The 23,520-nt window shown below is 48.3% G+C and carries 18 protein-coding genes; 4 read left to right on the top strand and 14 right to left on the bottom strand.

The features are described 5' to 3' along the window. The first annotated feature begins 172 nt into the window (after window positions 1–172). Entirely contained in the window at window positions 173–478 is a 306-nt protein-coding gene (locus H579_RS0106285) for an ArsR/SmtB family transcription factor (protein ID WP_028299974.1), read from the top strand. 160 nt (window positions 479–638) lie between these two features. On the opposite strand, the gene H579_RS0106280 is transcribed toward H579_RS0106285, so the two are convergent. Both H579_RS0106280 and H579_RS24510 read right to left on the bottom strand, forming a co-directional pair. After that, window positions 639–950, bottom strand: a complete 312-nt coding sequence (locus tag H579_RS0106280; protein ID WP_028299973.1) for an NIPSNAP family protein — start codon at window positions 948–950, stop codon at window positions 639–641. A 231-nt stretch (window positions 951–1,181) separates the two neighbouring features. Next, window positions 1,182–1,373 (bottom strand): DUF1127 domain-containing protein, encoded by a 192-nt coding sequence (locus tag H579_RS24510; protein ID WP_102049293.1) that lies wholly within the window; start codon window positions 1,371–1,373, stop codon window positions 1,182–1,184. A gap of 303 nt (window positions 1,374–1,676) precedes the next feature. Between H579_RS24510 and H579_RS24505 the strand changes: the two genes are divergently transcribed. Further along, a complete protein-coding gene (locus H579_RS24505) occupies window positions 1,677–2,687 on the top strand; it encodes a LysR substrate-binding domain-containing protein (protein ID WP_051227369.1) in 1,011 nt (336 codons plus the stop codon). 178 nt (window positions 2,688–2,865) lie between these two features. Here the strand turns inward: H579_RS24505 and H579_RS0106265 are convergent, their stop codons facing one another. Both H579_RS0106265 and H579_RS27670 read right to left on the bottom strand, forming a co-directional pair. After that, complete coding sequence (locus H579_RS0106265) at window positions 2,866–4,893, bottom strand: PhoX family protein (RefSeq protein ID WP_028299972.1); 2,028 nt, start codon at window positions 4,891–4,893, stop codon at window positions 2,866–2,868. Window positions 4,894–5,336: 443 nt separating this feature from the next. Further along, window positions 5,337–7,154, bottom strand: coding sequence for a diguanylate cyclase (locus tag H579_RS27670; RefSeq protein WP_051227368.1), 1,818 nt, complete (start codon window positions 7,152–7,154; stop codon window positions 5,337–5,339). Window positions 7,155–7,649: 495 nt separating this feature from the next. Here H579_RS27670 and H579_RS0106250 point away from each other — a divergent pair, with 495 nt between their 5' ends. Beyond that, window positions 7,650–8,291 carry an HAD family hydrolase gene (locus H579_RS0106250; protein ID WP_028299971.1) on the top strand — a complete coding sequence of 214 codons (642 nt, stop codon included), beginning with the start codon at window positions 7,650–7,652 and terminating at the stop codon, window positions 8,289–8,291. Between the two features lie 118 nt (window positions 8,292–8,409). Here H579_RS0106250 and H579_RS24490 read toward each other — a convergent pair whose 3' ends face one another. The 4 genes from H579_RS24490 to H579_RS24485 form a co-directional block, all read right to left on the bottom strand. Further along, entirely contained in the window at window positions 8,410–8,613 is a 204-nt protein-coding gene (locus H579_RS24490) for a DUF2496 domain-containing protein (RefSeq protein WP_036565546.1), read from the bottom strand. Between the two features lie 70 nt (window positions 8,614–8,683). Next, a complete protein-coding gene (locus H579_RS0106240) occupies window positions 8,684–9,988 on the bottom strand; it encodes an outer membrane beta-barrel protein (protein ID WP_028299970.1) in 1,305 nt (434 codons plus the stop codon). Then, window positions 9,960–11,213, bottom strand: coding sequence for a methanobactin export MATE transporter MbnM (locus tag H579_RS0106235; protein ID WP_211224674.1), 1,254 nt, complete (start codon window positions 11,211–11,213; stop codon window positions 9,960–9,962). The genes H579_RS0106240 and H579_RS0106235 overlap by 29 nt, the downstream gene beginning before the upstream one ends. A 14-nt stretch (window positions 11,214–11,227) precedes the next feature. After that, the gene (locus H579_RS24485; RefSeq protein WP_051227367.1) at window positions 11,228–12,115 is read right to left on the bottom strand and encodes an MbnP family copper-binding protein; all 888 of its coding nucleotides are present in this window, start codon (window positions 12,113–12,115) and stop codon (window positions 11,228–11,230) included. 334 nt (window positions 12,116–12,449) lie between these two features. On the opposite strand from H579_RS24485, the gene H579_RS0106220 reads away from it, so the two are divergent. After that, window positions 12,450–14,183 carry a methyl-accepting chemotaxis protein gene (locus H579_RS0106220; protein WP_028299968.1) on the top strand — a complete coding sequence of 578 codons (1,734 nt, stop codon included), beginning with the start codon at window positions 12,450–12,452 and terminating at the stop codon, window positions 14,181–14,183. A 192-nt stretch (window positions 14,184–14,375) separates the two neighbouring features. On the opposite strand, the gene exaC is transcribed toward H579_RS0106220, so the two are convergent. The 6 genes from exaC to H579_RS0106185 all read right to left on the bottom strand — a co-directional run bounded on the left by exaC (window position 14,376) and on the right by H579_RS0106185 (window position 22,933). Then, entirely contained in the window at window positions 14,376–15,893 is a 1,518-nt protein-coding gene (exaC, locus tag H579_RS0106215) for an acetaldehyde dehydrogenase ExaC (RefSeq protein ID WP_028299967.1), read from the bottom strand. 349 nt (window positions 15,894–16,242) lie between these two features. Next, window positions 16,243–18,198 (bottom strand): methyl-accepting chemotaxis protein, encoded by a 1,956-nt coding sequence (locus H579_RS0106210; RefSeq protein ID WP_028299966.1) that lies wholly within the window; start codon window positions 18,196–18,198, stop codon window positions 16,243–16,245. 120 nt (window positions 18,199–18,318) lie between these two features. Further along, a complete protein-coding gene (locus tag H579_RS0106205; protein WP_028299965.1) occupies window positions 18,319–19,755 on the bottom strand; it encodes an NAD(P)(+) transhydrogenase (Re/Si-specific) subunit beta in 1,437 nt (478 codons plus the stop codon). A gap of 2 nt (window positions 19,756–19,757) precedes the next feature. After that, window positions 19,758–20,045 (bottom strand): NAD(P) transhydrogenase subunit alpha part 2, encoded by a 288-nt coding sequence (locus H579_RS0106200; protein ID WP_028299964.1) that lies wholly within the window; start codon window positions 20,043–20,045, stop codon window positions 19,758–19,760. Then, window positions 20,045–21,304: a Re/Si-specific NAD(P)(+) transhydrogenase subunit alpha gene (locus H579_RS24480; RefSeq protein WP_051227366.1), complete on the bottom strand. Its 1,260-nt coding sequence runs from the start codon at window positions 21,302–21,304 to the stop codon at window positions 20,045–20,047. Before H579_RS24480 ends, H579_RS0106200 begins: the two co-directional genes overlap by 1 nt. A 399-nt stretch (window positions 21,305–21,703) precedes the next feature. Next, window positions 21,704–22,933, bottom strand: coding sequence for a Zn-dependent hydrolase (locus tag H579_RS0106185; protein WP_028299962.1), 1,230 nt, complete (start codon window positions 22,931–22,933; stop codon window positions 21,704–21,706). Between the last annotated feature and the right edge of the window lie 587 nt (window positions 22,934–23,520).

The following is a 23,520-nucleotide window of genomic DNA, read 5'->3' as shown; positions in this document are numbered from 1 at the left end:
CTCTCTTATGGCACTCAAGCCGTCAAATACCGTCGGTAATGATATCGCCTTTGTTGCAGAGCCACTAATTCCATTGAAGTGGAAATGAATAAGAGCGGTCAGTTTTGCTCTGTCCAAGGGATTCAATTAGACTGGCAGTATTTTCAAAAGGATCTGTTGTTGAGAGGCAATAATGGAAGTTGAAGTAGTAGCCAAACGTTTAGCAGAGTTAGGGCATACCACCCGCTTACAGGTTTTTCGTCATCTGGTAAAAGGCGGTAAACAGGGAGTGCCTGTCGGTGAGATTCAGGCCGCTTTAGGCGTGCCCGGCTCAACGCTATCCCACCATATCACCCGTTTAGTATCCGTTGGCCTGGTCCAACAACGTCGCGAAGGCCGCACTTTATATTGTGTCCCCCAATACGATGTATTGGATAGCCTGCTGGACTTTATGAAAGAAGAATGTCGCGTTAATGGAGATTACGCACCGGAGCCCTAATCTTTCTCTTCAGGCCCAACCATCTTGGTCGGGCCTGCATCATACCTGTTCATACCTTACGTTACTTACCCAATCCGAATGACATTTATTATCCGAAACTGGGTAACATTTGTTTTCTCTTTTAGGCGCAGATCTAACACTAGCCCCTCTAACCAGGGTGTTAACTGTCTCCAAATTCAGGACGGAAGAAACTACGCTCATAACTGAGGATACAACGGGTTTCTTCAGCATATTTAAACGCGGCAATGCACGCCTCATCTAACATTGAGTCCTGGCGATATTGTTCATAAGCGGCCAGTGATGGAAAGGTAAACAGTGCCAGCGCAATATTGTTTACCCCTTCCGAAGGTAGAAAATAGCCATGGTGTTGACCACCAAATTTATTAACCAGAGGAATCCATAACTTCGCATAATGTTCAAATTCCGCCAATTTGTAGGGATCGATTACATATTTCAGGTAGCAGGTCACCATGATTATTTCCTTATTTTTACGTCTAAGTGCAGTTAGCTGCGCCAGGTAAATTGAGTAGCGGTAGTTTGCAGGATAAGTAGGCATACAGTACTTTTCCCAGCATAAAGCCTGTATTTTCCGGCCGCTTCGGCCGAAAAATATCGGAATATTTATGTTCGGGTGCTTAGTTAGTAGAAGTATCCTGTTGGGACAAGCCGCCAGGCATGCTTCAGAGTTTCAAGCATGCTGCGATTAATCCTGCCAGAAACGCTTACTGGCTTCTTCAATCATATCCGCTCGGGAGATGCCAATATCCTTCAGCAGGTGTTCATCCATATGACGTAATTGCTGACGGGTATGATGATTTTCTTTCCAGCGCTTTAGTACCGCGATTACCTGCTGTAGTTTACCCGCTGTTTGTTGATCCAGACAGTTAGCTCGCATTAATTTTTCTTGCTTATTATCTAAGCCTGACTGAGCTTGACACTGCGTACTCATCACTCCACAAGTTTGTATGTTCATTGCTCTTACCCGTTAATTTGCCTGTTTGTGGGTCTAATAATGGAGAAAAGCGCGTATACTAACAAACGAGTATTTTTTCCTTTCACTTAAGATTTTATTAATTGAAAAGGCAATCTTAACTAAGTCTACTGAAGTTCATCACACCATGTATTTGAAACCAAATGACAAATAGGCAAATAGCAAAGGCAAATCGATATAGGACCGATATAGATATAGAGGACAGCCATGAGCCAGAGTTTTAATCCCTTAAGTGCCAGCTCCAGCCGTTTACCACCACTCAAAGCACTACGGGTATTTGCGGTAGCGGCTCAGTTGGAAAGTTTTAAGCTGGCAGCCGAACAACTGTTTGTTACGCAGGCTGCGGTCAGTCAACAGATAAGGCTGTTAGAGGAACATCTGGGACAAAAGCTGTTTATTCGTCTTAATCGGGAAGTCAGACTGACCCCATCCGGGCAACTGTTATTGCCTTATGCCTTACAGGCCTTTGATTTGCTGGATAAGGGCGTGACCCGTTTAATGGATGACCCCAACCCACAGCACTTGGTAATCAGTTGTTTGCCCTCTTTTGCGGGGCGCTGGCTGGTCCCCAGGCTGGGAGCTTTTCAGCGCCAGCACCCAGATCTCAGTATCAGCATTAATCCAAAAATAACCCTGGAAACCTTTGACAGTGGTGATGTTGATGTCGCGGTTCGTTTTGGTTTGGGTCAATATCCTGATCTGCAGGCGGAGTTTTTGCTTGATGACTATCTGTTACCGGTTTGTTCACCCAAACTATTAGAGCAGTATGATCTCGGCCAACCCAACTTGGGGGATATGCCTATCTTGGCAGATAATGCTTTGGATCAAGAGGAGGTCTGGCAAGCATTTACAAAGAAAGCGGGTTTGACTAAGGGGATTCACTCTGTCCTTTTGATTACCGATGCTACCATGCTGGTAGACGCAATTTTATCCGGTCAGGGCCTGTCCCTGGTACGCTTCAGTCTAGCCTATCAACTGATCGAATCGGGACAACTGGTGTGTCCTCTACCTTATTACTGGCTATCAGATTACGCCTATTATCTGGTAGCCCCCGAACATCACTTTAAACGCCCCAAGCTACAACAGTTACAGACCTGGATTCTGGAAGAGGTGAAAGAGGTTGAGCAAAGTTGGACCAGGATAAAACAAGCGCTGTTACTGGATTTTGAGTGCTGCCAGCCTGAACGCTCAGCTTTACTGTCAGATCACTCATCATAAAGCCGTTAACCCTGTAATAACGTTAACCCTATAATAAAAAGCATTAAAAGTGGAAAGCATTTAAAGTAGACAGCCTTCATTTCTGCATTTTCTGCAGACAGAAAAACCGGAACCTATTGGCTCCGGTTTTGGTGTCTCACTATCTCAACATTCAGACTAAACGCTGAGCTTCAGTCGCTTAAACAGCGATTGGACCACCGTCTGCTTTCTGGATAACAACCGTAGAGGCACGTGGGCGCAGTGTAGTGCCTTCTGGCGTAACTTCTGTTGCATCTGCTGATACCGGCCAGTTGCCTGGATGCTGAATGTTAACAAACATCGCTGTGTTATCTGGGCTAAAGGTGATACCGGTTACTTCACAACCATTCGGACCAACAAAGAAACGTTTCAGCATCTCTTGGTTGTCGGCAGTGATTACCGTCTGCTTGCCTTCGGTATCAACAACGGTCGATGGTACAACTGCCAGAATCTGGTCGTTGGTGTCGTCGGCTACATCAGAACCGTTATCGGTCTGAATCCACATGATGCCGCGGCTGTCAAAACCCAGGCCATCAGGGCTGGCAAATTCATTCATTGCGGTCAGGCCTGAACGGTTGATATTGGCGTCTGCCGAGTCATTAGAACCGTAGACAAAGATCTCCCAATCGAAGCCTGTCATATCCGCTTTTTCATCCCAGCGGATGATATGACCGTATGGATTATCAACACGCGGGTTAGCGGCATTGGCTTCTTCACGCTTAGTGTTGTTGGTCAAAGTGAAGTACACCTTGTCGTCAACCGGGTTCAGGGCACACCACTCAGGACGATCCATCGGGGTTGCACCTACGGCATCTGCAGCACCACGGGTATTCAGGATAATACCGGATAGATCACCAAACTTCTCACCCAGCGTCTGCCCGTCCAAGGCTACGGTATTGACTGTCAGAGGCAGCCATACACCGGTGCCGTCAGCATCAAAACGTGCGACATACAGGGTGCCATCGTCCATGTATTTAGCGCCGGTTGCCAAACGATCCGTTGGGTTAGCATCCGCTGGATTCCACAGCTCACGGGAGACAAACTTGTAGATATATTCGAAGCGAGAGTCATCACCGGAATAGAAAACAACCGGCTGGCCTTCTTCCAGTTTACCTGGCCAGCAGCCTTCGTGACGGAAGCGACCCAGAGCAGTACGCTTCACCGCCCGGCGAGAGGTATCAAATGGGTCGATCTCTACGATATAACCGAAGGTGCTGCCTTCGTTACGGTAATCTTGTGTCGCGTCAACACCTGTAGGCGTGATGTTGAAACGTGCAAACTCACCATCCACTTCAGACGCATCACCTGCGGCGGTTTCCCAACCGTAACGGCTGCTGGAGCGGAAGCCGATACGCTCCTGCTCTTCAGTCATAGTGCCGTCGTGAACAAAAATATTTGGCCAGTTCTCTTCACAGGTCAGGTAAGTGCCCCAAGGGGTGTAACCGTTACCACAATTGTTGTTGGTACCACGGGTCTGAGTGCCATCCAGAGAGAATGGCGTAATCAGGTGGCTGGTGCCTGCCATAGGACCCGAGATATCCATCACGCTGTCAGAAGTAAAACGACGGTTCAGCGGGTCACTATCAACCACCTGCCAGTTACCATTCGTACGCTGGATACGGACTACCGCCACGCCGTGGGCGTAGATCTCTTTACGTACTTCATCAACAGGGCGGTTACCCGCGTCATCAGTGGTCGCGCCATTCGGATGCAGTGCACTCTGGTCAATATATTCGTGATTTACTACCAGTAGTCCATCGTCAGAGCTACCGTTAATGGGGAAGAAGCGCATACCGTCATGGTGCATGCCCATGCTGTTTAGCTGGTCAGTCGGTGTGTTAGTACCATCATCCTTCCAGTCAGCAGCCGTGTTATTCAGTGGAGTACCCCAAGGTGCCAGTACGGACGCAGTGTAACCGGCAGCTACTACACAGGCATCAGTCTTTGAACCGGCAATGGACTCAAACGCCAGAGCAATGCTTTCAACAACATCACTGTCAGCCGTACCGGAATCGTTATTACTGCCACCTAAACAGCCGGTCAGACCAACGCCAGACAGCATGGCAACGGCACTCATGATACCACCACGAACAACAGAACGACGGGACAGGTTAGCTTCCAGGACTGAACTGAATGGTGCATTTTCACTCTTGTTGTGAACGACATCACTGCTGGTGAATTTACTCATCTCTAGGGATTCCTTTATGGATTATTTAGCTAATACACGTTTAGGCAAAAGTGTTTCTAAATTCCTCGACCAGTCGCCAAAGAATGCAGTGTCTTCTTGTTGAGCCACTTCTGTTTGAGAGCTTATTTATTTGAAAGCTTAAGAGTGTTGAGACAAGCGACACCATAGGTCAGAAATATGATTTTTTGTTTACCGTTAAATGTGTTTTTTATGTCTCAATTATTACAAGGATAGGACTGCTTGGTTTTAGATGCAGCTATCGATCACCTGTATAGCCAGCTATAGCAAGGGCTCTGGCCAATCTACGCATAAAACAAAAAAGCCCTGAAAACGGTTACATTTCCAGAGCTTTTATTCAAAAACTGACAATATCATCGGACCTGCAATACTGCCTCGTCCTCGACTTGCCCTATGCTATTAGCGATGATATTCACTCATTGATGTTAATACTGATCATCCTTCCACATATCCTTGGTAAAGCGAACAGCCTGGTTGCGGCCGGTATCCTTCGCTTGATACAAGGCTACATCAGCGTATTTCAGGCCACGCCACAGGGATTCATCGTCACCAGGAAATTCACTGACACCAATACTGATCGTTTTGGTAATACGCTCACCGGTATCCAGGGTGAATTGGTGATCTTCAAAGGTTCGACACATTTTCTCAGCAACGGTAAGGGCTTCACCTGGCTCCACATCAACCAGCATGATAAAGAACTCCTCGCCACCAAAACGGAAGATCAAATCTGAATCCCGCACACTCTTCTTCAGTATTTTTGAGGTTTCGACCAGAATCAAGTCACCAGCATCATGACCATGAGTATCATTGACCTGTTTAAAATAATCCAGATCACACATCAACAGACCAATGGTCTTGTTACGACGCATAGCTGCAGAGCAGATATTCGTCGCCGATTCCTGCAAAAAACGCCGGTTATGCAGACCTGTCAGAGGGTCGCACAGTGCAGACTCTCTCAGGGTAGCAGTCAGGCGCTTAGACTCAATAACCGGCAGCGCTTCTTTAATATACTGTGAAGCTTTATCGATCTGATCTGCAATATGCCGCCTGGTTTCACTGTCTTCCTCACCCGAAAAGTTAAACTGTACCACACCGATAGTCGCACCACCGATTGTCATAGGAATACAGACATGGTTGCTGCCACCATGATCAATAAACTGCTTACAGATTTTCGGGAAATCAAATGAGCTAATACCATGACCGGTGCGTTTGGCTTTACATAGATTACAGTTGTCCAGAATCTCCTGATTACAAACCTGGTCGTTTTCATTCAGGGTCAGAGGATAAACCGGCTTCATGCGTTTATGGATATCATCTACTTCAAAAATAACCGGCGATTGAAGTTTGAGGTCTTCAGTAAAAACATCATAGAGGCGGGAATAAACATCTTCCATGACATCATCTTCTTCGATCACTTTGCGGAAGGTCGTAAGGTCACTGATCGACTCCATTAAGGCATTAAACTCTGTGGACAGAGCACCAATCTCATCAATTGAGGTAATTGCAATGCGCTTACGCAGATCCACATCCCCCTTGCCCTGAGCCACATCTTTCAGTCCATTAATCACTTTTTCCAGGCGTTTAGTTAGAGAGTTCCCAATCCACCAGGCCAGCGCCATCGTCAGCAGGGCAAAAAATATCCCCCCGGCAATGGCCAAATTACGTAGGGTAAGTATTTCAGCCTGCACATCATCCAGATAGATGCCGCTGCCTACAATCCAACCCCAGGGCTTGAAGCTTTTGACATAAGACAGCTTAGCGACCGGATCTTTCTCACCGGGCTTAGGCCACATATAGTCGACAAAACCTGCACCATAGGCATTGGTGACATTCACAAACTCTTTAAACAGCAGAGTGCCATTAGGGTCCGCAAAATCACTGAGATCTGTGCCATTCAACTTTGGCGCCGTAGGGTGCATCACCATCCGGGGATGGGTGTCGTTAATCCAAAAATACTCCCGGCTGCTGTAGCGCAAGCCATTGATCGCTTGCTTAGCACGCTCCTGAGCGTCTTCGGTGGACAGTTCTCGACTCTCCGCGAGTGACTGATAGTGAGTAAGCACACCAAAGGCTACTTCAACGGCCTGACGTGTGGCATCTTTTTTACCCGCCATAATGCGAGATTCAATATGAGGGATAAACACCGCAAAAGTGACGGTGAGAATGATGCATACCCCAATAAAGGAGGTCAGCAGGATTTTTGGCAGAATCGGCCAATTGCGCAGATAAAGCGATTTCAGCATGGGGTCCTCAAGCAACGAAATAGTCTAATACTCAAGCACCTAAACAAAAGCTTCTCTGAAAGGATCTCCTCTGCTTAGAGGAAGTGAAACGAAAGACCTTTATTTAAGTGTGTAGGGTACAAAATTGATCCATGGACCTATTTAGGACAGCCATTATTTTAGAAAAAGACCATTAAAGCAATTGCGATATTACATATCAGACAAAAAGACTGACAAGTACTAACCTTCTGTATTCATATGGAAACATGACCTTTCTACCTTGAATACACTGGCATGATATAGCGGCCCATTACGTTCTCAGGATCATTTCAAGTCGTAGGTCGCTTCAGCACAGACGTTTTTCGACGTTTATCCCCTGATCCTCTCCAGCCACAGGCCTGCGAGGATAGCAATATTTATGCTGGAGTGCTTAATTATCAAACGATCCAATGGTTACAGACTCACAGCAAGCTATGCCATAATGCGCCGCTTTCAATACTTGATCTGAACCATGTTATGAATTATCACGCTGCTATTTTTGATATGGATGGTTTGCTTCTGGATACCGAACGCGTTTGTATGCGTATCTTTAAGGAAGCCTGTGCCACTCTGGAACTCCCTTTCTATGAAGATATTTATCTCTCCATTATCGGTCGCAATCCAGCAGGTATTGAACAGATCTTCCGGCTGGCTTACGAGGCCGATTATGAACATTTACATGATGAATGGCGCAAAAACTATAACGCTGTGGTGAAACATCAGGCCATTCCGGTTAAACCAGGCGTAATAGAATTACTGAAATGGCTGAAAAGCAAAAACATTCCAATTGCGGTGGCAACCTCTACCGTTAATGATGTCGCGAAGAAAAAACTCGCTTTAGCTGGGCTGGACCAATACTTTGATTGCCTGACCACGGGTTGCGAGGTGAAGCACGGTAAACCAGATCCTGAGATCTACTTACTGGCAGCCAGTCGACTCGACGTTGATCCTACACTATGCCTGGCTTTTGAAGACTCAAACAACGGGGTTCACTCGGCATTTGCTGCTGGTATGATCACTTATCAGATACCAGACCTGGTTGAACCTTGCGACGAAGTACGAGCGTTGGGTCATAAGATCCGGCCATCAATGCATCGGGTACTGGAAGAGCTTCAATAGTGTTGAACGCCAACTATCTTGGCAAACGCCGATATAAAAAAACACCGACCTTCCTTTGCAAACATCAATGATATCACTGATACATCATTTCGAAATACAGTGAAAAGCCCTTCCGGAACTATTCCGCGTCGGGCTTTTCAGATGCTTCTGTACCGGACTCTTCCGACTGAGTTTTCTCCAGCACCGCGATTTTATTCTGGTAATCCTTTAATACAATGAACAATGCCTGCTCAGCGGTGTATGGATCGACCTCATTGGTTTCCAGTAACTCAATCAGGTCGACGGCCAGTTTGATATGATCCGGTGCAGTATCTAACGACATAGGGCTTCTCGTTTGCTTTTACGCATTCATTTGCAGTTGTTTGAACCACAACGCTAAGAAAGCCTACAGTCTACATCATCTCGGCACCGAAATTTAATCGATAACTGATACCTCCGTACCAACCGGTGTCTTCATCCTGCCATTGCCGTTTAAATTGACTCAGGTTGACGGACCATAGCTGCTGCTTATTTGGGGAATAATTAACAACAAAACTGATGTTTTCCGGTGTGGCTTGTGGATCGATCCCTAAGGTCGTAAACAACTCCGAATGACCATAAGAATCCACCTTTTGGGTCAGGCGATCATAACGGCTGGAGATCTGCCACTTCGGAGTGATGGCGTAGCTGATCAGACCGTAGAAGCCGTAGCTGTTATCATCCAGATCCAGAAACTGATCCGAGGTGACGATTTTGCTATCCTGTTGACGTTTGATCAGCTCGCTTACCAGCTGCAAGTCCTGATACTGCCAACGCCCCGATAAAACAATCTGGTTCAACTGACCTTTTAACTGATAGCTGACATCACTGTTACCGTGTGAGTGATCACTTTCACTGCTTTGATAGTTTTGATCGCTGTGCAGATAGGCCAGCTTTAGATCCAGGTGACCCAGCTCACTGAGATCAAAACCCTGATCCAGGTACAGTGTTTGCGTCTGGCTCAAACGGCTATTATGCCGCTGACCGGCAATATTGTTTTCACCGGAGAAAACTTCCACGCCTACCGTGGAGCCATGACTAAAGCGGTAGCTCAGCTGGACACCTTCATCCGATAACTCTTCCCCCATCAGACCTTGATAAACCAAGGGAGCGTTTGGATAAAGCAGGTTGTTATGGCCCTCGGCATTATAAAAACCGATATCCGAGTAAAAACGACCAATTCTCAGCTGCCAGGGCCGTTCTTTTGAACGCTCACTTTGGATAAATGCCTGATCTAACTGAAACTCTGATGACCCATCGTGGCTGTGATTACTGATCGCACCATGGATCAGCCAACCGTTGTCCAATGCGCTGGTCAGGGCCAGTTTAAACTCAGCGCTATTAAAGCCATTTTCCAGTGCTTCTGCCGGTTGATACGGCGGAGTCATCACCTGATAGTTGCGGTCATCAGGCAAGCCCTGAATCAGATGTTGTTCCAATTCCAGCTCAATACCCAAACCAAAATCCGGCACATTCAATTTTGATCCATGGGCAATCGCCTGTGTAGGCACTGCTAAGCCTGTCAGAATACAACCCATCAACACAGCTTTATTAATACTCTGTTTTTGTCCCTCAGAATTACTGCTAAACAGCTCACTCTTCCGGGAAATATAAGTCAAAAAATGACGCATTAAGGGTTCCGCCACACTATCATTGATGAGGATTTGAGAAACGTGCATCTTGATTAAAACTCTTATCGGTCAGAGATTTCAGGAAGTTCAAAAGATCCTGCTTTTCCTGTTCTGTCAGACTAAAACCACCGACAAAACCACTCTTATTGGGGTTTAAACGACCATCACCTGTCGGCACACCGTTCACAGTCGTCGGGGCACGGCCACCTGCGGCATACATCTCTATCACCTCTTCCAGGGTATCGACAGAACCATCGTGCATATAAGGGGCCGTCACTTCGATATTACGCAGAGAGACCGGACGGAATTTGCCCTTGTCTTCTTCCTTACCTGTCAGCTCATACAGCCCTTGATTACCTGAGGGATAGCTGCCGTTGCCATCTATGTTATAGAGGCCGTTATTAAAGAAAGGCGCTTCAAAAAATACGGTTTGGCTATGGAGTGTGGACTGGGAGAAGTTAAATCCGCCATGACAATGGAAACACTCGGTCTTTTCACTGAAGAACATCGCCATGCCACGCTTTTGAGATTCAGTTAGCGCCGTTTCATCGCCTTGCTCATAACGATCAAAGTCGGAGTTAAACGACACCATACTGCGGATAAAAGATGCCATCGCTTTATTGATATTGCTAAAGTTGATGACATCTGTAGCGTTCGTCTCAGCACTTCCAGCAAATTCATCAGGAAACGCTTCGGTGAACATCTGCTGATAGGCCGTATCGGTGCTGATACGCAGCAAAATTTCTTCCTTGTTGTGATCATTAACGCCCAGCTCAACAGGGAATTCAGCAAACAAGGGCACCATATGCTGATCTGCCAGACTGGTCAGAGAATGATTGGCCCAAGTAAAAGTCGAGTTATAGGCTACATTCAGTAATCCCTGGGAGTTTCTGGCCAAAACTTCGCCTGTCGAGCCTGTTGGCAGTGCGGTACCATCGGCAAAGCCCAACTCCTGCTCATGACAACTGGCACAGGATTGCGTCTGATTACCGGACAATCGGGTATCAAAAAACAGATGTCGACCCAGCTCTACCTTTGCAATGCTCATGGGGTTATCTTCCGGCACGAACGGCGCAGGCACACTGGCAGGGATACGAAAATCAAAGTCGCTTTGACTGGCACTGTATTGCGTATGCTGGCCGCCGGAATCGCCACAGCCTGTCAACATCAAAGATGAAATAAGAGACAAACCCAAGGTCAGGCTTAAAGACCCCGATACAGAAACCAGTCGAGCTGGCTTCTGCAGAGGAGTTAGAACGGTCTTAGTCTTCACTCCAACCGGTATCATTACAGCGTACCTTTACCAAAAAAGGTTTGCGCACTGTCGGTCAAACCGATATTGGCAAAAGGACCGGCGCAATCCGGGTCCGTTACGCCAGACATACAGCCAAAAGGTAACGGCGTGCTGGTGGATAGATCAGAGTCAGACATCAAACGACCGTAGTCTACGGTGACCTTATTGGCTTCAATATCAAAATCAGCCAGAGTAATCGTTGGACGATTTGGATTACCACAGGTTACCTCTTCACCGGTCGTTGGATCACCGGAACAATCCGTGCCACCCAGATGGAAGAACCACTGATTGGATACCTGTTCGACACCTTCGCCGTCGATATAGGTGTAAGGTGTTTCCAGAGCCACATCGATACGGGCATGCTTATAACCGCTCTGCCAACGCCAGAACAAACCTGAAATATTCAGAGGAGAGGCCGCTACCGCAGAATCCTGGTGGTTCAGCTGCCCCGGTACACCGACACCAAACTCCAGACCAACGTAGTTACCTGATGCAACACGCCCCTTAATTTGCATATTGGTTTCAGCAGTACCGGTACAGCTACCATCACCGGTTTCAAAGTCCAGTAGCGCCACTTCATCGGTCTGCCAAACACCATCATTGATCAGCGCAACATCATGACGATTCCCCTCAGCATCAATCAGCTTAACGCCGTGTAGGTAGATACGGTAATCGGTAAAGCTGGCGGACGAGCTTGCGGTCCCCAGACCACCAAATGTGGTATCACAGGCAAACGGCTGGCCATTAACCTCAGCAGCAAAATTGATGGTGATATCCCGCTGCGTATTTTCAGAAGTGTCCTTGTCGTTATCACTACTACCCAGGCAGCCGGTCAGTGCGCCAGTACAAGTGATCAAGCCTAAGGCAATTAGTTTTTTCATTATTATTCCTCCATTGCAGGCCCGTGATGCTAACGTGCTGAAATAGAGGAAAAAATTAGGCAAAGTGTCGCGCGGCAAAGCGCCTCAGAGGCGATTTGTCACAGTAGGGCAAAGTGTCGCAGATAACCGGCAGAGATTCCTGAGCAATACCCTATACCGATACCAGATAGAATGGCTTCACTCCAGCTGGACTAAAAGCCGGTGCTTCAGCGTGAACAAAATAAACAAAATAAACAAAATAAACAAAATAGCCTTTTTGCCCGTTATCTTTTGCTTTATTAACCAAAAGTCTAACGTGGGAGAAACATAATAAAAGTAATAAAAGAGGCTACCCATGATTAGCTGGCTGCGTCGCATCAAGGTCACCACCCGGATTATGTCTCTGGCGTGTTTTCTGGTACTGGTGAAAGTGTCCATACTGCTGTTCACTCTGCATGAACTAAAACTTATCGGGCAAAACAGCCACCTGCAGCTGGAGCAGGTCAACGAGCAGAATCGCTGGATTCAGCAGGAAGCGGAATTGATCGATGCTCAGGCCCATACCCAGGTCAAACTGCAGCAAGCCCAAGCGATACAACGCAGCTACTCCGATATGCTGTTCTGGTATTTTGATGGCAGCGTGACCCAGTATTATGCCTCCTTGAACCAGGCTGCCGCCTCAGCCGATCAACTGGAAGAACAACTGGCCGCATTAGCACTGGACTCAGAAGCCGGAGCCCTGATCAGACCGATGCTGAAGAATCTATCCAGCTATCGTGAAATTATGGATAGCGCGATTCAGTACTATCAGCAGGGCCGAAATAATCTGGCGGGTGCAGAGATCAGCGATGCTCATATTGTAGTGCAGGATATGAACAGCCAGCTGATGGAGCTGACTGAACTCTTTCAAGGCCGCTTAAAGCAGGCGAATCTTCAAGTGCAAACCGCTGTAGACGAGACCTTTGCGGCCAGCGGACAGGTTGCTAACCTCAGTCAGCAAAGCAGCCAAAGTATCAACCATATCTCTCAGGTGACTCTAATGATTCTTGTTGTGAGCGTACCTCTATCTATACTGGTTGCCGTGGCGATTATCAGCTCCATCACGCGGCCACTGAAAAGCCTGCAGGAGCAACTGCTGACCATCGAAAAACAGAGTGACCTGACTCAGGATCTAACCCTGGAAGGCCAGGATGAGATCCGTACTATGGCAGAGGCCACACAACGCCTGGTCGCAAAATTCAGAACTACCCTGAACGATGTGGATCAACTGGCCAGCGAACTGAAAACCAGTGCTAATCAGGGGCGTGGTGTCAGTCAACGCACCCATCAGCAAAGTGAAGAGCAGAAACAGCTAAGTGAGATGATCGCCTCTACTGCGACGGAGTTGGGTGCCAGTGCTGAGGATATTCTACGCACCACAGATCAAGGCCTGCAGCGGGTAGAAACTTTGACCCACAGCGCTCAGAAGGGCCAACAGGATGTACTGGCTACCGCCAAAACCGTGGGTGAACTGGCCGATCAGTTTGAACAGGTGGAAGATAGCGTACAAACGTTAGTCAAGCACAGCGCTTCGATCAGTTCAGTATTGGAAGTGATTCAGGATATTGCCGAACAAACCAACCTACTGGCGCTGAATGCCGCCATTGAAGCCGCCCGTGCAGGCGAACAGGGACGCGGTTTTGCAGTGGTTGCCGACGAGGTCCGTACTCTGGCCCAACGCACCAGCCAATCCACCGATGAGATCCAGCAGATGGTGACGGTACTGCAGCAGCAATCCCAACAGGCGATCGAATCACTGGAGCATAACCGCTCCCAGGTTGATGCGGGCGTACAACTGTCCAAACAAGCGGAAAATTCCATTCAGGGCATTATTCGCGAGCTTACCGCGTTGACCGAAGTGAATCACTCCATCGCGATCATTAGCCAAGAGCAACAACAAGCAGCATCAGAGGTTGATCAGGGCGTGCAGCATATTTTGGAGCTGGCACATAATGTTGCCACTCATGCTTCAGATTCCAAGCAGGTGAGCCAACATCTGGATCAAATGGCGGAGCAATTGCAAAAGCAGCTCCAGTTATTTAAGCATTGATTCCAAAAAAAACAATGTTCTTAAACAAAAAAGCACCGCCGAAACGGTGCAAAGCTTCCCAAGAAGATGACTTAGCAGGAATAAGAACGGCCTGTCAGACAGGCCGTTGAGAGTTGACAACGCGTTCTAGCAAACAGTTGGCTAGATATCGGAAGGCGGCGACAAAATGCCTTCCGATATTGAGGGCAATTCTTAGAAGAAGCCCAGAGGGTTGATGTCGTAGCTTACCAGCATGTTCTTAGTCTGCTGATAGTGATCCAGCATCATCTTGTGAGTCTCACGACCTACGCCAGACTTCTTGTAACCACCGAATGCAGCGTGTGCTGGGTACTGGTGGTAGCAGTTGGTCCATACACGACCCGCTTGGATACCACGACCCATGCGGTAAGACAGGTTCATGTCACGGGTCCATACACCCGCACCCAGACCAAACTCAGAATCGTTAGCAATTGCCAGTGCTTCAGCTTCATCTTTAAACGTGGTTACTGATACTACAGGACCGAAGATCTCTTCCTGGAATACACGCATGTCGTTGGTGCCTTTCAGCAGCGTCGGCTGGATGTAGTAACCGCCCAGCTCATCACTCAGTGCCTCTTTATCACCACCAATCAGTACTTCAGCGCCTTCGTTACGACCGATATCCAGGTAACCCAGAATCTTATCGAACTGCTCTTGAGAAGCCTGAGCACCGACCATTACTTCAGTATCCAGTGGGTTACCACGTTTGATCTGACCGATACGCTCAATCACTTTACCGATGAAAGCTTCGTAGATGTCTTCCTGAATCAGCAGACGGGAAGGACAAGTACATACTTCACCCTGGTTGAAGAATGCCAGTACAGTACCTTCAACACACTTGCTGATGAACTCGTCTTCCTGATCCATAACATCGTTGAAGTAGATGTTTGGAGACTTACCACCCAGCTCAACAGTAGAAGGAATGATATTCTCAGCAGCACATTTCAGAATGTGAGAACCCACAGGAGTAGAACCGGTGAACGCGATCTTAGCGATACGGGTAGAAGTTGCCAGAGCCTGACCCGCTTCTGCACCGTAACCGTTAACAACGTTCAGAACACCTGCAGGCAGCAGATCTTCGATGGTTTCCAGCAGCACCAGAATAGAAGCAGGCGTCTGCTCAGCTGGCTTCAGTACGATACAGTTACCCGCAGCCAGTGCAGGAGCAATCTTCCAGGCTGCCATCAGCAGAGGGAAGTTCCAAGGAATAATCTGACCTACAACACCCAGAGGCTCGTGGAAGTGGTATGCCACAGTGTTGTGGTCAACTTCACCGATAGAACCTTCCTGCGCACGGATACAACCCGCGAAGTAACGGAAATGATCAACCGCCAGAGGCACGTCAGCGGCCAGAGTTTCACGCACTGCCTTACCGTTATCATAAGTTTCAGCGACTGCGATTTTCTCCAGATTAGCTTCCAGACGGTCAGCAATCTTCAGCAGCAGGTTCGAACGTTCAGTTACAGAGGTTTTGCCCCATGCGTCCTTGGCTGCGTGTGCTGCATCCAGTGCCAGCTCAATATCTTCTGCTGTAGAACGTGGAATTTCACAAATCACCTGACCGTTTACAGGTGAGGTGTTTTCGAAATATTGACCCTGTACAGGCTCAACCCATTTACCGCCAATAAAGTTACCGTAACGCTCTTTAAAGTTTACAACGGCGCCTTCAGTTCCAGGTTGTGCATAGATCATCGTATATAGCCTCTGTTTGTTTTTGTCTAATTAAACGGTCTCTGGCAAGAAAAACCGTTTTAGGGCATTCATTTGAATTAACTTGTGCTTAACAAGCTTGGTAGACACATCTTGGTTCATCAGAAGCGATGCTGACATGACACTTTGGAGGGCAAAAAACAGTACTTTAGTACTAATTTTCAAGATCTGGCTCGAAGGACTAAAAATCCCTTAGTCATTAGGGATATAGGGCCATAAAACCATATAACTGAGGGGTATATTACAAAGGTATTCTCCCTAGCAGCCCGTCGGACTATTAACCCATTTCATCCTGGTCTCGGGTAATAGTCCTTTTCATTGTTTTAGACCATTACATCTTAAACTGCTGCAAAATATCAGACAGTGCTTTGATATTGACCTGCATCTGAACAAAGGCCTGCTCACTGGAGCTGGTCGCCGATGAGGTCTGCCGGGACAGTTCCGAGATAGACACCACGTTCTCAGTAATCTCCGATGCCATTGCTTTCTGTTCAGCCGTCGCTGTTGCAATCTGGGCACTTTTCTCGCTCATCTCAGATACCAGATCGATAATCGAGCGGAACAGGTCTCCGGCAATCATCACCTTTTCTGTGCCGGTTTGAGTAGAGGCTAAACCCGCTTCGATCATATCAACCGCTTTTGTCGAAGCGATCTGCAGACGATCAATCATGCCCGAGATCTCTTCCGTTGATTGCCGGGTTTTCTGGGATAGCATTCTGACTTCATCGGCCACGACGGCAAAGCCTCGGCCCGCTTCCCCGGCTCTGGCGGCTTCGATAGCCGCATTCAGGGCGAGTAAATTGGTCTGTTCGGAGATACCCTGAATCACATCAGTCACCGTCGCGATCTGCTCCACATCCTGATTCAGCTGGGCAATGGTATCGGCGGTGAGCTGAATATTATTGGACATCTCGCGGATGGTATCCGTCGCCTCATCAACCACATGCTGGCCTTGAGAGGCGCCAGCCAGGGCATTCTCGGTTGCTTTAACCGCCAGCTCGGCATTCAATGCCACTTCGCTGGCGGAGGATTCCATCTGACAGATCGCTGTCGCGACCTGATGGGTATTTTTCTCCTGATCATTGGCCCAGTGTACGGTTTGAGCGATCTGGTTTGAGGTGGCATCCACCCGGTCGTGCAAGTTAAGTCCAATGGCATTCGCCGAGGTGATGACTTCACTGATTTTACCTGCGAAGTCGTTAAAGCCTTTCGCCAATACACCCGCTTCATCGTTGGCATTGTAGTTGATGCGTTGGGTCAGATCCCGATCACCCTCAGCAATTGAGATCAGAGCATTAGAGATCTCATCAATGGGCTTAAACAGTTTCTGAACGGTATAGGCCATGATCACAATAAATACCAAAGCCAGAGAAACACTGATCAACACCGCCCGAAGGATAGAGGCATTAATATCCTGATACAGATCAGACTCCGGTATTTCTGAGACTAATATCCAACCGCCGGATGCTAAAGGCGTGGATGCTAAAACAAGGTTCCCTTTATTCTGATCCGATATTGTCAGAGTGGTTTGGCTTCCTTGAGTTAACTGCGCCAACCCCTTTGCATCCAGACCGCTGATCAGTTCGGTTACCGGCAAACCAATATACTGCTTATTTCCATGTACCTGGACCAAGCCATCGCGATTGATCAGGTAGACAATGCCATTTTTACCAATACGGTAGTGACTAATCACCGTGGATAGCTCATTGAGGGATTTTCCGATCCCACCCACACCCAGTAGGCGACCCTGACCCTCGATACGAAAGTTAATAAAACCTGTCAGATTACCTGTCGTCTCATCATTATCAATATTGAGTTCGTAACGTTGTGCACTCTTGATAAAGTTAAAGTACCAGCTATCGTCATCACTATCGGGGCTGATGGTTTTCAGCACGCCCTGGCCGTTATAAAACTTGCGACTCTGGTCTGACACCAGAAACACAGCGGATGACTCACTGTTGGTTTTCAGGCTATCAAGATAGCGAATTAAGCTGTTGTAGCCATCGCTGTACTGACCACCTCCCTGTGCACTATTCCCCTGCTCTTCATCCATTAGCCAATGCTGAATATAGCTATTTTCCGCTAACCCCTGGGAGTGAATAATCGCCTTATTGATATAGTGATCGATCTTCCCTTCGACCTCCCCCAGCACAGCAGGCAGCTCCTGCTTTTCTACCCGTCCCACCGTCAGCTGATACATTTCATTAAAATTGATAAAGATCGACAGAAAGATCAGCGCCATTAACGCCAGGCTGGGAAATAAGATTAACTTTGCCCGAATACTCATCGTTATAACCTCTACGATGTTGTTCAGTGTTGGTTTGCACCAAAGCTAAGAAATAGGGAAAGCCTGGACGGTTAACGACAGCAACCGACCAGGCTAAAAATGAAATTAAGCAGAAGGACCTCAAGCCGCTTCGTGTAAGGCTGCGGTCAGATCCATAATGGCTTGCTTGCCATCACCAAACAGCATCACGGTGTTGTCCATCGCAAACAGTGGATTGGGCAATCCGGCAAAACCGGGGCTGAGGCTGCGTTTGACCACGACCACATTTTTGGCGTGATCCACATTCAGAATCGGCATGCCATAGATAGGACTGCCCTTATCTTCCCGGGCCATCGGATTGGTAACATCGTTCGCGCCAATCACAATCGCCACATCCGCTTTACTGAAGTTGGGATTCGATTGCTCCATGGTTTTCATAGCGTCGTACTCCACTTCAGCTTCTGCCAGCAGCACATTCATATGGCCCGGCATACGACCGGCAACAGGATGGATGGCAAATTCGACGGTAACACCCCGGCTTGCCAAGGTATCAGCCAGCTCCCGTACCGCATGTTGCGCCTGAGCCATAGCCAGTCCAAAGCCTGGGACAATCACCACACGCTTCGCATCTTCCAGCATCAGGCTGACTTCATCTGGCGAGGAGGATCTTACCTTGCCCTCGTAGATCTCATTGGCATCCACCGTGTTTTCACCCACTTCCGCCATCTTGCCAAACAGCACATTAAGCAAAGAACGGTTCATGGCGACACACATAATCTGCGTCAGAATAATGCCGGAGGCCCCCACTAAAGCACCGGAGACGATCAGTACATTGTTGCTCAGAATAAAACCGGCAGCGGCTGCTGCGATACCTGAGTAAGAGTTCAACAGCGCAATCACCACCGGCATATCCGCGCCACCGATGGGCATCACCAGAGTGACACCCAGTACCAGCGACAACACCACCAGAATGGCAAAGGCCTCAACACCTGCCTGATCGGTGACCAATAACCCAGCCATAATCAGCGAAGTCACTAGCAAAGCCAGATTGATCAACTTCATACCGGCAAAGCCAATCGGCTGCCCCGGAAGAAGTTCCTGCAGCTTGCCAAAGGCCACCGCACTGCCGGAAAAGGTCACCGTACCGATCAGCACGGCTAACATAATGGAAGCATTGGCTAATATCAGCGTGCCATCCGATAGCCCCGCTTCAGTTGATAAAGCGCCAGCAGATCCGCTACCTATATAAATCATGGAAAAATAACTGGCGGCTGCGACACCCAGTGAAGCTCCACCACCCAGGCCATTTAAAATAGCCACCATCTGCGGCATAGCGGTCATCTGTACCTTCACCGCCATCAACACACCTATCACAGTACCAATCGCCAGACCAGCAACCACTAAGCCATAGCTCACCACCTGCTGATCCAGCAGGGTGACGATAATCGCCACTAACATGCCTAGTGCAGCCAAACGGTTACCACGAACGGCAGTACGTGGACGGGTTAGGCCCTTAATACCCCAGACAAAAAGCAGCGCCGCTACCAGATAAAACAGATTAATCATCGTGTCGTTCATGGCTAGCCCCTCCGCTTAAACATATTCAACATGCGATTGGTCACCATAAAGCCACCGACCACATTGATGGTGGCAAAAACGATGGCGATAAAACCCAGGGCCTGAACGGCAAAACCGGCTTCTTCACCTGTACCTGCGGCCAGGATAGCACCCACAATGGTGATGCCTGAGATGGCATTACTGCCCGACATCAGCGGGGTATGTAGCGTAGGCGGCACCTTGGTGATCAGTTCCACACCGAGAAAAACCGCTAAGGCAAAGAGCGATAGCAAAATAACAAAGGCTTCCATTACGCCACCTCCTCTATTACAGACTCAGTTGCTAGGGATGACTCTTCTGAAGGCGATGATGCCATCGTTGACCCGACAGCTGGGGCCGAAGTTAAAGATGAAGCCGGTAATGGCGACAGCCCAAGCCTTTCTCTCACCCGAGGGTGTTGAATATCACCACCATAACTGACCACGGCTTCCCGAATGATCTCATCGTCAAAATCCAATATGTATTCGCCCTGATCATTCAGGATATGATTAAGGAAGCTCTCGATATTATTGCCAAACATCTGGCTGGCATGCTGGGCTACAGTGGACACGATATTGTCCGGGCCAATAATGGTGACTTCATGCTCGACCACCACTTCGCCGTGTTGAGTCAGTTCGCAGTTACCGCCGCGCTCGGAGGCCAAATCGACAATAATGGCACCGGGTTTCATATGCCGGACCATTTCGGCAGTAATCAAAACCGGAGATTTAGCACCTGGAATAGCAGCGGTGGTAATAACAATATCCTGTTGCGCCAGCACCTCGGTCATCAGTTCACGCTGCCGGTTTAGGAAGTCATCACCCTGGGCTTTGGCATAGCCGCCTTGGTCTTCGGTAGATTCGGCATCCAGATCCAGTTCTATGGGTTTTGCACCGACAGAGATAATCTGCTCTCGGGCGGCGGGGCGTACATCATAGGCTTCAACCACTGCGCCCATACGTTTGGCGGTAGCGGCGGCTTGCAGACCCGCAACCCCTGCCCCCATGATAAACACGCGGGCAGGGCTTAGATTACCCGCCGCAGTCATCATCATCGGGAAGATACGCTTGGAAAGACTTGCGGCAACCACCATGGCTTTATAACCGGACAAAGTCGCCATAGAGGACAATACATCCATGCTTTGTGCCCGACTGATACGGGGGATTAGTTCCATAGCGACGCTGGTGATGCCCTGCTCAGATAGAGCAGCAAACTTCTCCGGTTCACCCAGAGGGTCCATCATGCCGATCAAGAGCTGACCTGCGCGCAGTTGATCAAAGATCTGTGCCAGCACCTCAGCGGAAAAATTAACCTGTAGCAGAATATCCGCTTGTTGATGGATCTCCTCAGCAGACGATTTAATTTCAGCGCCCGCATTCAGGTAATCCTGGTCGTTGTAGCCCGCGGCTAAACCGGCACCGGTTTCAACGTAAAAGGTGACGCCTTTTTCGCTTAGACGAACGATATTCTCAGGGATCAAAGCGACCCTGGCCTCATTTAATGAACACTCTCGCGCAATACCAATTTTCATTTTTATACTCCCTAAGCTGCCCCTTTCTTCAGACAATAGAAGGCCTATGCACGTGTTCTTACACGCACAGACTTTGTCTTATGCTGAATACTTGCCAGGAGCTGGACTTAGTTTTTTATGGCTTATTCATAGCGAAACAAATCTATTGCGATATTTTCCTCACAAGACAGCTGAGAATAGGGTTCTGCTTGCTCTGGAATTTTTTGTTTCGCTGCTCTGTTATCGTGAGTATCGACTTAAACAAAAGGATTCCGAGATTCTCCAACCCGAGGCTGGAGAATCCGGTAACGTCTTACAGAGAAACCTTTTGTTTAGACAATTTGGCTTGTAGTTAGACTTCTAATCAGGCTCGACATTGGAGCCTCTCGGTTTGCAGCTCAATCATTTCAGTGGGACGAATCAGTTACAGGCCTGATTTAATACCGCCTGGAACAAGACATTACAGCCTGCGTGCAGCTCTTCAGGCTTGGCGTTTTCCGCTTCGTTATGGCTGATACCGTTTTCACACGGCACAAACACCATACCGGTAGGGGCGACACGGGAGATATAACAGGCATCATGACCGGCACCACTGACGATATCACGGTGGCTGTAACCGGCATCAATGGCAGCCTGACGTACAGATTCCACACAACCCTTATCAAACGGCACCGGTGGTGAGTACCAGATCTGCTCAAACTTCATCTCCAGACCCAGCTCATCGGCAATCTTAGCGCTCACTTCCCGCAGCTGCTCATCCATCTTGGACAGCACATCATCGTTAGGGTGACGGAAATCAACGGTGAAAAAGACTTCGCCCGGGATTACGTTACGGGAGTTCGGGAACACCTGCATCAAACCAACGGTGGAGCAGGCATTAGGCTGATTGGTTAAACCGATCTGGTTCACTTCATCAATAATCTGTGCGGCACCCACCAAGGCATCTTTACGACGCAGCATAGGGGTTGGGCCTGCGTGAGCTTCCTGACCGGTCAGGGTAATTTCATACCAGCGCTGTCCCTGGGCATCGGTGACCACGCCAATGGTGGTCTCTTCCTCTTCCAGGATAGGTCCCTGCTCGATATGGGCTTCAAAAAACGCCTTAACCGGAGAACCCACTTCGTGTTCACCGGCATAACCGATACGGTCCAGCTCTTCGCCCATGGTTTTGCCATCCAGATCTGCACGGCTCAGGCCATATTCCAGATCAAAGACACCGGCAAAGACACCGGATGCCACCATGGCAGGGGCAAAACGGGAACCCTCTTCATTGGTCCAGATGGAGGCTTCTACAGGGTGATCGGTTTCAATATTGTGGTCATTTAAAGTGCGGATCACTTCCAGTCCCGCCAATACGCCATAAACACCGTCAAACTTACCGCCTGTCGGCTGCGTATCGATATGACTGCCCATCACTACAGGTGGCAGATCATTGTTTCGGCCAGGACGACGGGCAAAGACATTACCGATCTTATCGACACGTACGGTACAGCCTGCTTCTTCACACCATTGGGTAAACAGATCACGGGCTTGCTTGTCCAGATCGGTCAGCGCCAGACGACAGCAACCGCCCTTTTCAGTACCACCGATCTCGCCCATCTCCATCAAGCTATCCCAAAGTCGCTGCTCATTTGTTTTTATATTTTTCATCGCTGAAAAGCTCCTGTTTTTTGGTATTGGCATCGCCCAAAACGGGCTTTCAAATATTTACCACAAGGTAAAATTTAAAATAGTTTTACCACTCGGTCAAATTTTATTTAAAGGAAAAATCTCTCATAAATTTTTCCTTTTGTTATTCAATGGGTTGTGTGCTCAATACTCTCTTTGGAATGAGGCTTTTTGTGGGTTGGATAAGCGAAGCGCCATTCGACAAGGCCCCTGCATATACCGGAAAATTGTCGGAAAGCGCCTTGCGGCTTTTCCGACCTTGTATCTCTCCGGAAATCAGGGTTAGCTACCTTGATGACCTGTAGAGTCCGGTGATGTTGGTTCCGACCTTAGTGTTTGACGCTGTAATGTAGATAAACGCCCAGACTCTCATTGTTCTCATACATTGAATGGTATCCAAGCACCTGTTTTCAGTGATGCTGCATATACAAGGTAAATGAGAGATGCATTATATAGGTATTGATATTAGTAAAGCTAAACTTGACTGCTGCTGGCTGCGTGATGTCGACAAAAGCAAGTTTAAAACCAAAGTTTTCAAGAATGTATCGACAGATTACAAAGCTCTGATA

Source organism: Oceanospirillum beijerinckii DSM 7166, from assembly GCF_000422425.1.
Classification (GTDB): domain Bacteria; phylum Pseudomonadota; class Gammaproteobacteria; order Pseudomonadales; family Halomonadaceae; genus Oceanospirillum; species Oceanospirillum beijerinckii.
This window is presented reverse-complemented; position numbering and strand designations above follow the sequence as displayed.

Bases quoted from the DNA above. Each gene is read 5' to 3' on its own strand.
- H579_RS24480 (WP_051227366.1), bottom strand. From the start codon at position 21,304: ATGAAAATTGGTATTGCGCGAGAGTGTTCATTAAATGAGGCCAGGGTC.
- H579_RS0106285 (WP_028299974.1), top strand. From the start codon at position 173: ATGGAAGTTGAAGTAGTAGCCAAACGTTTAGCAGAGTTAGGGCATACC.
- H579_RS0106240 (WP_028299970.1), bottom strand. From the start codon at position 9,988: ATGCACGTTTCTCAAATCCTCATCAATGATAGTGTGGCGGAACCCTTA.
- H579_RS0106280 (WP_028299973.1), bottom strand. From the start codon at position 950: ATGGTGACCTGCTACCTGAAATATGTAATCGATCCCTACAAATTGGCG.
- H579_RS24505 (WP_051227369.1), top strand. From the start codon at position 1,677: ATGAGCCAGAGTTTTAATCCCTTAAGTGCCAGCTCCAGCCGTTTACCA.
- H579_RS0106205 (WP_028299965.1), bottom strand. From the start codon at position 19,755: ATGAACGACACGATGATTAATCTGTTTTATCTGGTAGCGGCGCTGCTT.
- exaC (WP_028299967.1), bottom strand. From the start codon at position 15,893: ATGATCTATGCACAACCTGGAACTGAAGGCGCCGTTGTAAACTTTAAA.
- H579_RS0106200 (WP_028299964.1), bottom strand. From the start codon at position 20,045: ATGGAAGCCTTTGTTATTTTGCTATCGCTCTTTGCCTTAGCGGTTTTT.
- H579_RS24485 (WP_051227367.1), bottom strand. From the start codon at position 12,115: ATGAAAAAACTAATTGCCTTAGGCTTGATCACTTGTACTGGCGCACTG.
- H579_RS0106210 (WP_028299966.1), bottom strand. From the start codon at position 18,198: ATGAGTATTCGGGCAAAGTTAATCTTATTTCCCAGCCTGGCGTTAATG.
- H579_RS0106185 (WP_028299962.1), bottom strand. From the start codon at position 22,933: ATGAAAAATATAAAAACAAATGAGCAGCGACTTTGGGATAGCTTGATG.
- H579_RS24510 (WP_102049293.1), bottom strand. From the start codon at position 1,373: ATGCGAGCTAACTGTCTGGATCAACAAACAGCGGGTAAACTACAGCAG.
- H579_RS24490 (WP_036565546.1), bottom strand. From the start codon at position 8,613: ATGTCGTTAGATACTGCACCGGATCATATCAAACTGGCCGTCGACCTG.
- H579_RS0106250 (WP_028299971.1), top strand. From the start codon at position 7,650: ATGAATTATCACGCTGCTATTTTTGATATGGATGGTTTGCTTCTGGAT.
- H579_RS0106220 (WP_028299968.1), top strand. From the start codon at position 12,450: ATGATTAGCTGGCTGCGTCGCATCAAGGTCACCACCCGGATTATGTCT.
- H579_RS0106265 (WP_028299972.1), bottom strand. From the start codon at position 4,893: ATGAGTAAATTCACCAGCAGTGATGTCGTTCACAACAAGAGTGAAAAT.
- H579_RS27670 (WP_051227368.1), bottom strand. From the start codon at position 7,154: ATGCTGAAATCGCTTTATCTGCGCAATTGGCCGATTCTGCCAAAAATC.